The sequence below is a fragment of the Sphingobacterium sp. NPDC055346 genome (assembly GCF_053645235.1).
The window spans coordinates 45,482-59,282 of record NZ_JBSHMI010000004.1 but is presented as its reverse complement, the minus strand read 5'-3'; the positions used below and the strand labels follow the sequence as shown (position 1 = coordinate 59,282).

The window sequence follows — 13,801 nt, the reverse complement described above, 5'->3', positions numbered from 1 at the left end:
TCGAAGTTTTAGTCTCTTTTACAATTGGCTGTCCAAGTTTCTCCTTCATCCGTAGTGTATCCAATTGTCAACTGATCAGCATCAATGGAAATCAGTCCAAGCTTTCCGTCTTCTAAGAACAGTTTATTGTTATCCCCTTTTTGCATCTTAACATTCAAGATATCTGGAATGTCACTATCAAAGATAAAGGAGTAATTAGAACCACCAACTTTGGTGACTGTTACTTTACCATCTGTTGAAGGTACGTTTTTCTCACTATCGTTTTTGTTAACATAACTGATTTTTCCTTTGTATTCATCCACAAATATGTCGTTATCTGCCGGATCATCGTCCTTTGAACATGCAGAAACTGCGAACAATACCACAAACAATAGACTCAGTAATTTCATTGATTTTTTCATAGTGCAAATTATTTTATCGTTTTTCTATAGTTTATCGCTACACTATGTCCAAAGGATATGCCAAGCAGGTCGCAACATAGCTGTTACAACATTATTTTAACATAATTTTAACATTCCTTAACCTAATGTTTCAAATAGGTTTAATTGGGGATTTTGTTGCTTTTTGAAGTGTGAGAGGTCATATTCAAACATACTTTGGTTCAATTTATTCTTCTTGCAATGAAGTCTGAAACTATCTCGGATAATTTCAGCAATCTGTCCTGTACCTCTCATCCTGTTTCCAAATTCACTATCATTTACTTTACCGTTATGGCATGCCTGAATGCTGTGCCAAATCTTATTGGCACGATCTGGATAGGCTTTGTTCAGCCATTCTTCAAAGATCTTTGAAATTTCACCGTTTAAACGGACCACGGTATATCCTGCCCATTGTGCACCTGCAGCAGCAGCAGCTTTTAAAACCTTGGGTATTTCATGGTCAGTAAGGCCAGGTATGACCGGAGCGCACATGATTCCCACAGGGATGCCATTGCTCGAAAGGGTTTCGATCACTTTGAGCCGTTGTTGGGCAGTAGCCGTCCGAGGTTCCATTTTTGAACGGGTCTCCTTGGTCAAGGAATTGATGGAAACAAAGACCATACAGAGGTTTTTCTGCGCCATCTCCATTAAGATGTCCAGATCACGCAATACTAGGCTGTTTTTGGTAATGATCCCTACAGGTTGACCATGTTCCAGCGAAATTTTTAAGATAGCTCTGGTGAGCTTAAACTTGCGCTCTAAGGGTTGGTAACAATCTGTGTTGCCAGAAAGTGAAATAGGGGTTCCGTCCCAATTCTTTCGGGTAATAAAATCACGGTACAGTTTTGGGCTGTTGGACTTGACTAAAATCTTGCTTTCAAAATCTAGTCCAGCACTGTAGCCCCAATATTGATGGGAGTTTCTTGCATAGCAATAAATGCAACCATGTTCACAGCCCTGATATGGATTGGCGGAATATTCCATCCCCACATCAGGACTGCTTACCTTGTTGACTATGGTCTTCGGGTGGATGATGGTAAACTGGGTATTCGGAATATCCTGTTCCCAATCATCGATCCCTTCTGTATGATCTTGTGTATAACTAAGCTTAGAAAATATATTGTGTATATTCTTTTGCGCACCTCTCCCTGAAATAAATCCATGTTCCATCTCACCAATATTTTTACTAAAATACTAAAAATATTAGCAAAATAAAAAATGTCTTTTATTCTTCTACGGGTTCTAATACCGTGGCTTCCACTTGTTTGATCTCTTGGTCATCAGTTTTTGCCTTTAAATAATTGTGGATTTCGATCTGGGACCTACAGATTGGGTCATCGTTGCGGACATACTCATTGTTCTGTTTGTTGTTCAGGACCCTAGCCTTGACATTATCGCGCAATTGGATTTCGAGCATATCCAAAAGCTCATGTTTTAGCTTTTTACTGCTGATCTTAACTGCAGCCTCAATACGATGATCGAGGTTTCTGGTCATCAGGTCAGCGGAAGAAATATAGGTCAGTTCCTTTCCTGCCGCATAAAAATAGAATACGCGGGCATGTTCCAGGAACTCGTCAACAATGCTTATTGCATTGTATGGAACTGCAAATTTTCGCTGGTTCACTGCACAGAATATCCCTCTAACGATTAAATCCACCTGAACTCCCGCAGAAGAAGCCTCATAGATCTTTTTGATAGATTCCTTATCACTCAGTGAATTGATCTTAATGATAATTCGTGCTGGCCTTCCTGCCTTTGCCTCTGCAATTTCCTTGTCGATCAGGGCCGATAATTGCAACCTCATATCAAAAGGACAGATCATCAGATGTTTATTGTGATGGATCTGTTGTTCTATTGGGACCTTCGGTTTTTGCAGAGCATTGAAAATCTTGTTGATGTCAGCCATTACACCCTTGTTGCTGGTCATCAGGCAATAATCTCCATATAATTTGGCGGTCTTTTCATTGATATTGCCCGTGCTCACAAAACCATACTGAATGGTCTTGTTCTGTACCCTTTTTTTGATGATACAAAGTTTGGCATGTACTTTCTTGTTTGGCACGCCAACCAAGACTTTTACCCCCTCCATCTCAAAGCGCTCCTTCCACTCCAGATTATGCTCTTCATCAAATCTTGCACGTAGTTCCAGCATAACCGTAACTTCCTTGCCATTTCTTGCCGCATTGACTAGGGCATTGGCAATCTTGGAATTGCTGGCCATCCTATAGATGGTAGTCTTGATCGATTTTACATCGGGATCCATCGCCGCTTCACGCAATAGATCAATCATCGGACGGAACTCATGGTAAGGGAAGGAGAGTAGGACATCTTTCTTCTGTATAATGTCGGTTACTCGGTCCAGCCCCGTGAAATCGGGATGTTCAAATGATCGGCGTTCTTCCGGTTTCTGATAGGACTTGAACACATCTGGGAAATCCATGAAGTGTTTAAAGTTATGGATCTTCTGACCTGGAATGATGGAGTCCTTCTTGCTAAAGTTCAATTTCTTGATCAATAGATCCAATAATTTAGGGTCCATTTCCTGATCGAAAACAAATCTGGTCGGTTTACCCTTTCTTCTGGTCTTGATTCCTTTACTGATTTTATCCGCAAAAGAAGTGTTGACATCGTTATCTAAATCAAACTCGGCATCTTTGGTTACCTTAAAGGTGTTTGCCACAAACTCATCAAACCCAAAGTAGGAGAATATATACGGTAGGTTTACCTTGACAATATCCTCTACCAGGATAATGTCCTTTTGATTTTTTGCCGAAGGCAAGATTACAAATCGCCCAAGTTGACGGGATGGAAGTTCGATAATGGCAAATTTGGTGTCATATTGCCAATCATCTTTATACATGGCAATCCCTAAGTATAGACTTTTGTCCCTTAAGTACGGCATAGGCTTACTCTCATCCAATATCAAAGGAATAATATTGGTTTCCACCTCTTCATCAAAATAATTCTTGACAAACTCCAATTGTGTAGGACTTAAGTCCTCTGCAGACTTGATATAGACCTTTTGTTTGGCCATTTCTCGCTGCACTTGGTTCCAGATCTTGTCAAACTTCCGCTGTTGCTTGATCACGATTTCCGTAATCTTCTCCAGAATGATCGCTGGAGCTTTGTAGAAATAGCCATTGGACTCCTTCGTGTTTATTTCAGCTGCCCTTTTTAGTGCGGCTACCCGAACCCTGAAAAATTCATCGAGATTATTGGAAAAGATTCCCAAAAACTTAATTCTTAAATGTAAGGGGACTGTTGGATCCGCAGCTTCTTGTAAAACTCGACCATTAAAACTTAACCAACTAATATCTCTCGGGATAAACTTGCTTGCCATTTCTCTATCTATCATCATAGCTCAAAGATGTTCGAGCTTTATTTGGTAAAAGTTAATAAATTAATATCAAATTATTAAATAATCAGGGAAGACAAAAGATATTAATTTAATCTAAGGGTCTCTACCTCTTTAGCTTCTCTAAACTTGATTTTTATAACTATTTGCCAGATTTTAGCTTGAACTTTTTATGTATTTACGGATTAATAATTACCTTCAATTAATTGTCGGTTAAAATTAGATAAAATAACTGTAAATAATAATTAATAAATAAACTATTTGGTAACATTGTGATGGATTGGTCAATAATTTTCGAATAACATAGGAAGATATAAAACTGACAAAATAAAAGAGCATCCAAGAAAACCTGGATGCTGTCATTACTACTATAATCGCAATAAATAAAATGCAATTTAACAACAGCTATTTTCCTGCTTTAATGAATTTAAGAATGGCCTTTGTCATCCAATAAACATCTTTAGGTTAAATTATTGTTTGTTAAATATTTTATTTTTATAAATTTATAAATAAATAATTATAAAAGAAAAAATATTTACGTAAAACAACAAAAGCTGCTATGATTAAACATTGCAGCTTTTGTTGTTTTTATTTTTTAATGGTTTATTTGCTTACTCCTCGACGACTCAAGATATTGATGGCCTCATATTTACTGTTGTCATAGTGGGGGTCTTCGAGCTGAAGACTGGTTGGATATGGCTTACTCTTGTCAAAGAAATAAATCTTCGTCACGCTGCCATAATCATTCACAGGGAACAGATCTGCACATTTATCGTATTGTGCGTTCAATTGATCCTTCACTGTAACAGCGTAGATCCTGATTATCCCACCCTTATTGTTTTCATTGCGCACAAATGCTACCTCTTCAAATCCACCGGGTAGGTCCTCAATGGAGGGTTGGGAATAGGCATCATATATGAAATATCCCAAAATCAAGATCAAGGGGATGGCAATAAACCATATTTTCTTCTTTTTTTTCTCCATTATAGAGTGATCTTTACGCCTAATAGTTTATAGAATTCCTTCAGGATGTTCTGATGGCCAGGCCATGCTGGTGAGGTAACTAGGTTTCCGTCAACTACTGCTTGGTCTGCCGGAATGTTTTTCCAAGTGCCACCTGCCAACTCAATATCCGGACCTACAGCTACATATGCCGTTAAAGTCCTTCCTTGCAATACTTTTGCAGCGGTCAAGACCTGTATACCATGGCAGATTGCTGCAACAGGTTTGTCTTTATCAAAAAAGTCCTTTGTAATCTCCAGGACGCGTTTATTCAAACGGATATATTCTGCCGAACGTCCACCTGCAATATACAGTCCGTCATAATCTTCGGTATTGATCGAATCAAAATCTTTGTTGATTGCAAAGTTATGTCCTCTCAATTCCTTATAAGTTTGATCTCCCGTGAAATCATGGACTGCTGTAGGGACCACATCGCCTTTTTTGCGGTCAGGAGCTACGGTATCCACTTCGATTCCAACAGACTCCATTGCTTGAAAAGGAACCATTGCTTCATAGTCCTCTACGTAATCACCAACTAATAATAATACTTTCTTTGCCATAATATTGAAAATTTAATTTTACTGTTGTCTTTTATTGATAATCTCAGCCATCAGCCGTTTCGTCTTTCTGACTTTTGCCTCCAATTGGCTCCTCAATACATTGCTAATAACACCTTTTCCCTCCTCAAAGTTTTTGCTGAATTCAGGCAGGGAGAAGGTCTCCAAAACTTGGGCAGCATCCCTTGGCATCCTTGCTTCTGCTATTTCCAAAACGGACTGTCCGCCACGGGCACCCTGGCTGGTCGCTAACAGAAAAACCGGTTTCTCAGGAAATACCTTTCTGCCCTTGATCCTGGAAATCCAATCGATCAGGTTCTTGTAGCCCACATTATAATTGCCATTGTTCTCTGCAAAAGAGATGATTATGAAGTCCGCCCAGTCAATATGGGCAGCAAACTCTGTCGCTGCATCGGGAATGCCGATCTCTTTCTCCAGATCCTTTGAAAATAAGGGTAGTTCAAAATTGTTGATGTCTAAAACAAGGATTTCATCATCAACTTCCTTATAATACTTACTTACACTGTTTACTAATTTTTTATTGATTGAATCTGAACTATTGCTAGCTCCAAAAGCCAATATTTTCATATCCATAAATTTAAGGAATATGAATGAGAATTAGTAGGGAAGGTTGAGATATTGACCAAATATGACATTGAAACAATTGCTGATTAAAGATGATTTTGTCAATTTTTGGCGCCTTCATAAAATTTTATTTTGGAAGTTTGGGCCGCTATTTCTTTCGAAATTCATTTTACTCTCATTCGAGACATATTCGGAAAATTCGGAATATGTCTCGAATGAGGTCAAATTGAAGTCCAAAAAACTTAGCTGGAAAACCCAATCATATTTGGGGGTGGATCCTAAAAATCTGTAGGAATAAATTCTGTAAATCAGGTTAGTTTAATGACTAACTGAAATTTTATGTTTTTGCAACAGCCCCGGTAAACTGACCAAGCTAAATTTAGCAGCCTTGATTTTGTTTTGGTCTGGATCGAGCTGTAGGTTTTGAGATCCTCGGAAATCGACCTTTTCAAGGTTGCTATTGAAAAACTGGCTTCCACCTAAATCCGAACCCTCAAAACTGCCATTGCTTAATTGGGCATTTTCAAAATCTACCTGCTGCAACCTGCAGTTTATGAATTTTGTCCCTTTGATATTGCAATTGAAGAAGGAGCTGTGATCTAATGTACAGCCTTCAAACTGTAATTGCAAGTTAAATGGATTGGCGCTGTCAAAACGCATCCCCAGCAATTTGCAGTTTTTAAACTTACAGTCCTGGAAACTGGTTTGCTCTATCTTGGATAGGGAAAGATTGCACTCGGTAAATATACAATCTATAAACTTAACTTCGTTTAGGTTCAGGCCTTCAAAATTGCATTGTTCAAACCTGCAATATTCATACTCTGCCTTTGCGAATGTGTTCTCTTGAAAATTGATGTTTTTGAAGGACTGATCTTCAAAGTATTCCATGCTTAATTATATTTTTATTAACTCAATCGTTTAGGATCTCTTTACGGATTCGGCTTAGGGAACTGTCTGTTACCCCGAGGTAAGAGGCTATATATTTTAGTGGAGCCTGTTGGATAATCTGCGGCTTTTCTTCCATCAGGTGCAGGTAGCGCATCTTTGCAGGTTCGGTGATCATCTCGGTTGCTCTTTTCTTGCTGAGGTAGAGCTCAAAGGCCATCCATGTACGGCCCCATTCCCGAAAGGCTGGGATCTTATGGAAAAGGTCTTGAAATGTTTCATAATCGATTTTCCAAAGACAGCAATCGGTAAGGCATTGGATATATTCTTGGGTCGGTATCCTTTGGAAAATAGAAGCTACTTCGATGACCACTTCATTCTTTCCTGAAAAACCTGTGGTTATTTCATTTCCGTCATAGTCATAGAGATAGGTTCGTACGAGACCGTCCTCCAAAATATAATATTCATTGGCTACCTGACCTTTTTCCAGGATATAATCTCCTTTGGTCAAGTTTATTTTTTCGTGAGCATGATAAATCTGATCTAAATCTGCTGCTTCTAATAGTGGATGTTGATAGGCGTATTTTAATACTTCCATTGTTGGAAATTTATTCTACCAATATAAAGAAAAGCCTTGATAACTAAAATGGATCTTTGACTTCAAATTGGACCAAGGTCTTGGTCATGGGATGAACAAATTGAATAAAAGCGGCATGCAGGTGCAGGCGATCTGCACGCTTCCCATAGAGATCATCGCCGATTATGGCACAGTTTAAGCCTTTTGCATGCGCGGAATGCACCCTTAATTGATGGGTCCTGCCTGTCAAAGGAAAATAATGGATCCGGGTTTTATTACCTTCAATACTGACTACTTTATATTTTGTTTGCGCAGGTTTTCCATGTTCGTAACAAACTACCTGCCTTGGGCGATCATCTAAGTCAACTCGTAAGGGGAGGTCAATCAATCCTTCTTTCCCTTCAATAAGACCATCCAATAATGCCGTATATCTCTTTTTAACGGTATGTTTGATGAATTGATCCTGGATAAACTGATGGGCATCCTTCCTTTTGGCTAGGACTAAGATTCCCGAAGTGGACATATCCAAGCGATGGATAATCCATGGGCTATCAATTTCGGGATATCTGTTTTGGATTCGAGTCTGTACACTGTCTTTTACATTGATTCCGGGAACCGAAAGAAATTCTGCAGGTTTGTTGACCACTATAATGGCTTCATCCTCATAAATAATTTCCAATTCCTTGTCAGCTGCTGGGTTTTCAAGCATAGGATTATCATCTACATCCAAGCCAACGAGCATATGTTCAAGAATGGGTTCACACTTGCCACGGCATGCCGGATAGTAGTTTTGGTGCTTGCGGACTTCCAGGTTAGGAGAGGATCCCCACCAAAATTCAGCCATACAGATCGGTGTTAAATGATGGTTGAAGGCATATTGCAGTAATTTCGGTGCAGCACATTCACCCGCACCAGCAGGAGGCTGGATATTTTTGCTTTCATTAAATATGGCAAGGACCGATTTGGACTCCTGTCTTGCATTCAAGAAGTGGTATTGATCAAAAAGTTGGTTTTGGAGATTCGAAGACCTAGATTTTCGTTCTGCCTTAAGCTCTTCTATCTGATCGAGGATATGGTTTAGTGCATCCTCAGCCAGCTTGATTTGCTGAGAAGACTTTTCTTTCTGTACATCATAATGGTGTTGATCCCTATAGCTTTGTTTGATTAAGTCCTCCAAAAGTTCCTGATATGTTTGCTCAGGCAGACAGGCTTGCTGGGTTATCCTACTTTCTTTGCGTTCCGTCTTGTTCTTCTTATGTAGTTTCCTCAGCTCTGATAGGATCTGTTCCTCATGTTTTTTGCATTGGACCAAGTTTTCCCTTAGCTCTTTTAATTCAGTCGAGTTTTGAAGGGCCTCTATGTATCTATTGATCTGGTTGATGTGCTCTTCTTCTTTTAGAAAGAAGCCTTGGGGATCAAGCATATCGAAAATAGGAGGGACAAAGTACCTATGTTTATTGCTGCCAGCCATTTTTCCTGAAACTGCGGCTAGAAAGCCTAGATTTCCTGCTTGATCCTGCACAACCAGGACCCCGAACATTTTCCCGATGACCAATCCTTCTTGACCATCCTTCAAACCGAAATTATGAATGAAATCATCTTGGACGGCTAAGTATTCTTGTACTTGCTCAGCAGCCATTATGCTCAGTTCATGTGGGTCATAACAAAAAGGAAAGGTAAAACGCAATGGAAGTTCAATTCCTGTTGTATCTTTTTGAAAATGATGGAAGTAGGGGACTGAAGTAGACATTCTTAAATTTTGCAAAGGACAAAAATAATAATAGTTCGGATAAGGCAAGGATTTATCGACTTTTTTATGACAATAAACTCCCTGTAATCGGCCTTAATCCCTCAAAAAATGGCTATATTGTTAATGTTAAAATTAGAAAGCTCATATGGAGAAATCAGTACAACTTGCCCATTCCGATTTACATATCGTACCGATAATTTTCGGTGGTAATGTCTTCGGATGGACTTTGGATGAACAGCAGTCCTTTAAGATCATGGACAGTTTTGTGGATATGGGATTTGATGCCATCGATACGGCAAACAACTATTCACATTGGGTTCCAGGAAACATAGGTGGCGAGTCTGAAACCATTATTGGAAATTGGTTCAAAGAAAGAAAAAATAGGGATAAAATTGTCTTGATGACTAAAGTCGGTGGACGGTTTGGCTATGATAGCCAGAAAAATACGAAAGCCTCCTACATCAAGGAACAGGTCGAACTGTCTTTAAAAAGGCTTCAGACTGATTATATCGACTTATATCAAACGCATTATGATGATACCAGCACTCCGGTCGAAGAGACCTTAAGGGCATACGACGATTTAATTAAAGAAGGAAAGGTAAGGTACATCGGAGCTTCGAATATATCAACGGAGCGCCTGATCGAGAGTTTAGATACCTCTACCAAGCTCTCTTTGCCTGCCTATATCTCTTTACAGCCCGAATACAATCTTTATGATCGGGAGAAATATGAACTTGAATATGAGGCCACTGCCAAGGAGTACGGTCTAGCGGTTATTCCTTATTATTCTCTGGCCAGTGGATTCTTATCAGGGAAATACCTTACGGATGATGATTTTTCGAAGTCCGCAAGGGGAGAGGGTATTGAAAAACGCTATTGGAATGAACGCGGAAAAAGGATTGTCGCAGCATTGAACGAGGTAGCCTCTGCATACAGAACTTCTGCTTCTTCAGTTGCCTTAGCGTGGCTATTGGCCCAACCAACCATTACTGCTCCAATTGCAAGTGCTACAAAAGATGCCCATTTACAGAGTTTTGTTGCTGCATTGCAATTGAGGCTAGGCGAAGAAGCAATTGAAAAACTAAATGACGCTAGTCGTTATTAATATATATTAAACATAAAATTAAAAGCTATGAAAACAGATATCGGAATAAAAGAACAAGACACTAAAGTAGTTGCAGGAATTTTGAACAAACTTGTGGCTGATGAAAATGTGCTGTATACCAAAGTCAGGAATGCACATTGGAATGTGGAAGGTCCGGACTTCCATGCCCAGCATATCTTCTTTGAAGAGCTCTATTCGGAATTGGCTGAAATAATCGATGAGGTTGCAGAGCGTGTTCGTGCCATCGGTCACTATGCCGTAGGAACATTGAAAGAATTCCTGGAGCTTACCCAGCTGACTGAAATGAAATATAAAAAGAATGATAGTCAGGGTTTTATATCAGAATTGTTGAATGATTACGAGAGCTTGATTATCTCTTTAAGGGAAGATATTAAGTTAGCTGAGGAGCATAATGATGCTGGTACAGAGGACTTTCTGGTTGGCTTGTTGGAGAAACATGAGAAAACTGCTTGGATGTTGAGATCGCATTTGAGATAATCTAAATTTAAAAAGCTCTGGATCATTGGAATCCAGATGGACAATTTTACGAAAGCACCCATAGGGGTGCTTTTTGTTTTTTGCTGTTATTTTTTAGTTTTCTAGTTTAGAATGGTTAATTTCAAAAAATTATTCTCCGCTGGATCAAATGATAGAAGAATTAGTAGAATTTCTTGGAAAACAGAGTGCCGTAGTTGCTGCATTATTTGCTGGATTGTTTACTTGGGGTGTAACAGCCTTGGGAGCCGCCAGCGTATTTATATTTAAAGGGGTAAATAAAAGATTGCTGAACGGGATGCTCGGTTTTACGGGCGGGGTAATGATTGCAGCAAGTTTCTGGTCACTATTGGCGCCAGCCATTGAAATGAGTTCAGGGGAAGGTTTCAGCAAGGTTATGCCATCGGCAATCGGATTTGTCCTGGGTGCACTTTTCATCTTTGGCTTAGATAAGCTGATGCCCCATCTTCACCTTAACTTCTTGAAATCTGAAGGTCCAAAATCCTCCTTGCACCGTACTACCTTATTGACCATTGCGATAGCCTTACATAATATTCCTGAAGGTTTGGCGGTCGGGGTTTTATTTGGTGGTGCAGCCTCTGGAGTTCCTGAAGCGAGCATCACAGGGGCGGTCCTATTGGCCATGGGTATCGGCTTGCAGAACTTTCCTGAAGGTGTTGCAGTATCCATGCCCTTACGCAGAATGGGCCTATCAAGATGGAAAAGTTTCCAATACGGACAGCTTTCAGCAGTGGTAGAGCCAATTTTTGCCGTCCTAGGAGCCTTTGCCGTTGGTTTCTTTATGCCAGTTCTCCCATATGCACTTTCTTTTGCCGCTGGAGCGATGTTGTTCGTCGTTATTGAAGAAGTTATTCCAGAAACACAACAGGAAGAACACTCCGATATTCCGATCCTTGGATTTGTGTTGGGTTTTGTCGTGATGATGGTGTTGGATGTGGCTTTGGGCTAGATTAAGACATTAGACAATAGACACAAGACCATATCACGCTTGGTAGGGACTTATTGAATAAGCCAGATAGGCAATGTCATAAAGTTTAGTTTTTTCTGTCATGCTGAGGAACGAAGGAACTCGGAAAATGCGAACTTTCAAAATCCAAGACAACCAACATAGTATTGGCGTACAGTTCCTTGTCTTTCGATCAAGGATGACAGGGTCGCCGTTTTTTTTCTGTCATGCTGAGGAACGAAGCATCTCGGAGCAATGCGAACTTTCAAAACCCAAGACAACCATCATAACATTGACCTACAGTTTCTTGACCTTCGGTCAAGGATGACAGGGTCGGCGTTTTTTTTCTGTCATGCTGAGGAACGAAGCATCTCGGAGAAATGTGAGCTTTCAAAATCTAAGACAACCATCATAACATTGACCTACAGTTTCTTGACCTTCGGTCAAGGATGACAGGATCGGAACCTTACAGATTCTTCACGAATTGTTCAGAATCAGAGATGCGATAAAGAGGGATTCAGAGCACAGCTAAGAATCTATTTTTTTGATTTCTTTAAGGATCATTGTCATCGTAAGTTTGAGCAAACTATTTCCTTTCTTCAGGAAGATTCATTAAAAACATTCCACCCACGCTGTGGGTTGGCCATTTCAAATATCTAGTTTTTACAAAGATGTCAGCCCCCTCTGGGATTTTACGTCTACAGTATCTTAGACTTTCCTTCCTGGTTTAAATGTCTGCGTGCGTATGCATTTACGCCTCTACAGTATTGTAGACTTCCCATAGCGATATTGGGCCATCCTCTCATCCCTTCCATCCTGGTTCAAATCCCAGATCTTGGTCCATCCTCTCATCCCTTTCATCCTGGTTCAAACCAAAAAAAAGGGATGACCATCTGATCATCCCTTTTATTATGTTGTATTGCTAAACTTAGTTTAGCGCTTCGATTTTAGCTTGCAATTCGGCAGATTTTGCTTCGTCGTTCATAAAATCATAGTAGTTTTTAAGGTTTCTTAAAGCATCTACGTTTTTAGCGTCAAGTTCAACAGCTTTTTCCAAGTAAGGAACCGCTCTTGCGATTTTACCTTTGATAGCTTCTACTTTTTTGTTGTATTCAGCGGCAGGAACTGATTTGTCTTCGTTTAACTTCATCAATTCATCACGACCACCATTCATGATAACTACGGCAGCATTGGTGTTTGCTTCCAGGTAGTTAGGGTCGATCTCGATTGCTTTTTGGTAAGAAGCTAATGCTTTTTCAGGATCTCCTGCAGCACCATAAGCAAGACCTAGGTAGTAGTGAAGGCTTTTGTTCTGTGGGTCTTTTGATAATTGAGACTCGATATCAGATACAATCTTAGCTTCATTTCCAGTGATCAGGTTCAATTCGATGTTCTGAACAACAGCATCGTTATCATTAGGATAAGCCGTTACTGCTTCAGCAGCAGCAGCGATTGCTGATGTAGTATCACCTTTTTGAAGGTATAGTTTAGGAAGGTCCACCATAATTGTTTTATGGCTAGAGTATTCCTTAACTGGAACTAGCTCTTTGTATTTTTCGATGGCTTTGTCGTATTCCTTGTTCTGAACTGCCGCTAGACCGGAATAGAAGGTAAGGGTAGTATCACCAGGAAGGTAAACTAAAGCGTCGCTAAAGTCTGAATAAGCTGTTTTATAATCTTGTTTATCCCAAGCTGCAACACCTTGGTTGAATTTGTATTGACCTAAAGTCTGACCCGCAACAGTGATGTTTTCAGCGTGTTTTTTGTCTTTGTCAAGTTCAGTAGCTTTTTTGATTGCGTCTTGCGCTTTGGCAGCGTCTTCTGCATTCTTGTCTAAGCTAGCTAAGTTTGAGTAAACTAGGGCATAATATGTCCATGCTTCTGGATCATCTTTCGTTTTGTCATGTACTACTGCAGCATCGATTGCTTCTTTTGCAGCAGTAAGGTTTGATTTACCTAATTCAGCAGAACCTGCTCCCTTAAGTTCTTCAAACTTTACAATTGCAGCTTTTGCTTTTTTCACATTGCCCGACTGTGCGAAAAGGGCAGTGGAACTGGTTGCAAAAAGCAATCCTACAAATAATATCGATTTTCTTAAATTCAT

At 39.8% G+C, this 13,801-nt stretch carries 14 protein-coding genes; 4 read left to right on the top strand and 10 right to left on the bottom strand.

Annotated features, from left to right (window positions below; all coding sequences use genetic code 11):
- Window positions 1-8: 8 nt before the first annotated feature.
- The 9 genes from ACWICE_RS09300 to ACWICE_RS09260 all read right to left on the bottom strand — a co-directional run bounded on the left by ACWICE_RS09300 (window position 9) and on the right by ACWICE_RS09260 (window position 9,130).
- On the bottom strand, window positions 9-401 hold the full coding sequence (locus ACWICE_RS09300; RefSeq protein ID WP_254527272.1) for a hypothetical protein: 393 nt from the start codon (window positions 399-401) through the stop codon (window positions 9-11).
- 117 nt (window positions 402-518) lie between these two features.
- Complete coding sequence (locus ACWICE_RS09295; protein ID WP_454298181.1) at window positions 519-1,589, bottom strand: PA0069 family radical SAM protein; 1,071 nt, start codon at window positions 1,587-1,589, stop codon at window positions 519-521.
- A 55-nt stretch (window positions 1,590-1,644) separates the two neighbouring features.
- Complete coding sequence (ppk1, locus tag ACWICE_RS09290; protein WP_214648411.1) at window positions 1,645-3,777, bottom strand: polyphosphate kinase 1; 2,133 nt, start codon at window positions 3,775-3,777, stop codon at window positions 1,645-1,647.
- Window positions 3,778-4,377: 600 nt separating this feature from the next.
- Window positions 4,378-4,758: a hypothetical protein gene (locus ACWICE_RS09285; protein ID WP_254527270.1), complete on the bottom strand. Its 381-nt coding sequence runs from the start codon at window positions 4,756-4,758 to the stop codon at window positions 4,378-4,380.
- The gene (locus tag ACWICE_RS09280; RefSeq protein WP_185212224.1) at window positions 4,758-5,336 is read right to left on the bottom strand and encodes a DJ-1/PfpI family protein; all 579 of its coding nucleotides are present in this window, start codon (window positions 5,334-5,336) and stop codon (window positions 4,758-4,760) included. The genes ACWICE_RS09285 and ACWICE_RS09280 overlap by 1 nt, the downstream gene beginning before the upstream one ends.
- Before the next feature lie 18 nt (window positions 5,337-5,354).
- The gene (locus ACWICE_RS09275) at window positions 5,355-5,921 is read right to left on the bottom strand and encodes an NADPH-dependent FMN reductase (RefSeq protein WP_454298180.1); all 567 of its coding nucleotides are present in this window, start codon (window positions 5,919-5,921) and stop codon (window positions 5,355-5,357) included.
- Window positions 5,922-6,236: 315 nt separating this feature from the next.
- Window positions 6,237-6,806 (bottom strand): pentapeptide repeat-containing protein, encoded by a 570-nt coding sequence (locus ACWICE_RS09270; protein WP_454298179.1) that lies wholly within the window; start codon window positions 6,804-6,806, stop codon window positions 6,237-6,239.
- A 22-nt stretch (window positions 6,807-6,828) separates the two neighbouring features.
- Window positions 6,829-7,401, bottom strand: a complete 573-nt coding sequence (locus tag ACWICE_RS09265) for a Crp/Fnr family transcriptional regulator (RefSeq protein ID WP_454298178.1) — start codon at window positions 7,399-7,401, stop codon at window positions 6,829-6,831.
- A gap of 43 nt (window positions 7,402-7,444) precedes the next feature.
- Window positions 7,445-9,130 (bottom strand): pseudouridine synthase, encoded by a 1,686-nt coding sequence (locus ACWICE_RS09260; RefSeq protein WP_454298177.1) that lies wholly within the window; start codon window positions 9,128-9,130, stop codon window positions 7,445-7,447.
- 145 nt (window positions 9,131-9,275) lie between these two features.
- On the opposite strand from ACWICE_RS09260, the gene ACWICE_RS09255 reads away from it, so the two are divergent.
- The 4 genes from ACWICE_RS09255 (at window position 9,276) to ACWICE_RS09240 (ending at window position 12,150) form a co-directional block, all read left to right on the top strand.
- Window positions 9,276-10,235 (top strand): aldo/keto reductase, encoded by a 960-nt coding sequence (locus ACWICE_RS09255; protein WP_454291226.1) that lies wholly within the window; start codon window positions 9,276-9,278, stop codon window positions 10,233-10,235.
- Window positions 10,236-10,262: 27 nt separating this feature from the next.
- On the top strand, window positions 10,263-10,733 hold the full coding sequence (locus tag ACWICE_RS09250) for a Dps family protein (RefSeq protein ID WP_185212218.1): 471 nt from the start codon (window positions 10,263-10,265) through the stop codon (window positions 10,731-10,733).
- Between the two features lie 148 nt (window positions 10,734-10,881).
- Window positions 10,882-11,700 carry a ZIP family metal transporter gene (locus tag ACWICE_RS09245; RefSeq protein WP_185212217.1) on the top strand — a complete coding sequence of 273 codons (819 nt, stop codon included), beginning with the start codon at window positions 10,882-10,884 and terminating at the stop codon, window positions 11,698-11,700.
- Between the two features lie 252 nt (window positions 11,701-11,952).
- Entirely contained in the window at window positions 11,953-12,150 is a 198-nt protein-coding gene (locus ACWICE_RS09240) for a hypothetical protein (protein WP_454298176.1), read from the top strand.
- Between the two features lie 475 nt (window positions 12,151-12,625).
- On the opposite strand, the gene ACWICE_RS09235 is transcribed toward ACWICE_RS09240, so the two are convergent.
- Window positions 12,626-13,801, bottom strand: coding sequence for a tetratricopeptide repeat protein (locus tag ACWICE_RS09235; protein ID WP_254527263.1), 1,176 nt, complete (start codon window positions 13,799-13,801; stop codon window positions 12,626-12,628).

Bases quoted from the DNA above. Each gene is read 5' to 3' on its own strand.
- ACWICE_RS09300 (WP_254527272.1), bottom strand. From the start codon at position 401: ATGAAAAAATCAATGAAATTACTGAGTCTATTGTTTGTGGTATTGTTC.
- ACWICE_RS09295 (WP_454298181.1), bottom strand. From the start codon at position 1,589: ATGGAACATGGATTTATTTCAGGGAGAGGTGCGCAAAAGAATATACAC.
- ppk1 (WP_214648411.1), bottom strand. From the start codon at position 3,777: ATGATGATAGATAGAGAAATGGCAAGCAAGTTTATCCCGAGAGATATT.
- ACWICE_RS09285 (WP_254527270.1), bottom strand. From the start codon at position 4,758: ATGGAGAAAAAAAAGAAGAAAATATGGTTTATTGCCATCCCCTTGATC.
- ACWICE_RS09280 (WP_185212224.1), bottom strand. From the start codon at position 5,336: ATGGCAAAGAAAGTATTATTATTAGTTGGTGATTACGTAGAGGACTAT.
- ACWICE_RS09275 (WP_454298180.1), bottom strand. From the start codon at position 5,921: ATGAAAATATTGGCTTTTGGAGCTAGCAATAGTTCAGATTCAATCAAT.
- ACWICE_RS09270 (WP_454298179.1), bottom strand. From the start codon at position 6,806: ATGGAATACTTTGAAGATCAGTCCTTCAAAAACATCAATTTTCAAGAG.
- ACWICE_RS09265 (WP_454298178.1), bottom strand. From the start codon at position 7,401: ATGGAAGTATTAAAATACGCCTATCAACATCCACTATTAGAAGCAGCA.
- ACWICE_RS09260 (WP_454298177.1), bottom strand. From the start codon at position 9,130: ATGTCTACTTCAGTCCCCTACTTCCATCATTTTCAAAAAGATACAACA.
- ACWICE_RS09255 (WP_454291226.1), top strand. From the start codon at position 9,276: ATGGAGAAATCAGTACAACTTGCCCATTCCGATTTACATATCGTACCG.
- ACWICE_RS09250 (WP_185212218.1), top strand. From the start codon at position 10,263: ATGAAAACAGATATCGGAATAAAAGAACAAGACACTAAAGTAGTTGCA.
- ACWICE_RS09245 (WP_185212217.1), top strand. From the start codon at position 10,882: ATGATAGAAGAATTAGTAGAATTTCTTGGAAAACAGAGTGCCGTAGTT.
- ACWICE_RS09240 (WP_454298176.1), top strand. From the start codon at position 11,953: ATGCGAACTTTCAAAACCCAAGACAACCATCATAACATTGACCTACAG.
- ACWICE_RS09235 (WP_254527263.1), bottom strand. From the start codon at position 13,801: ATGAATTTAAGAAAATCGATATTATTTGTAGGATTGCTTTTTGCAACC.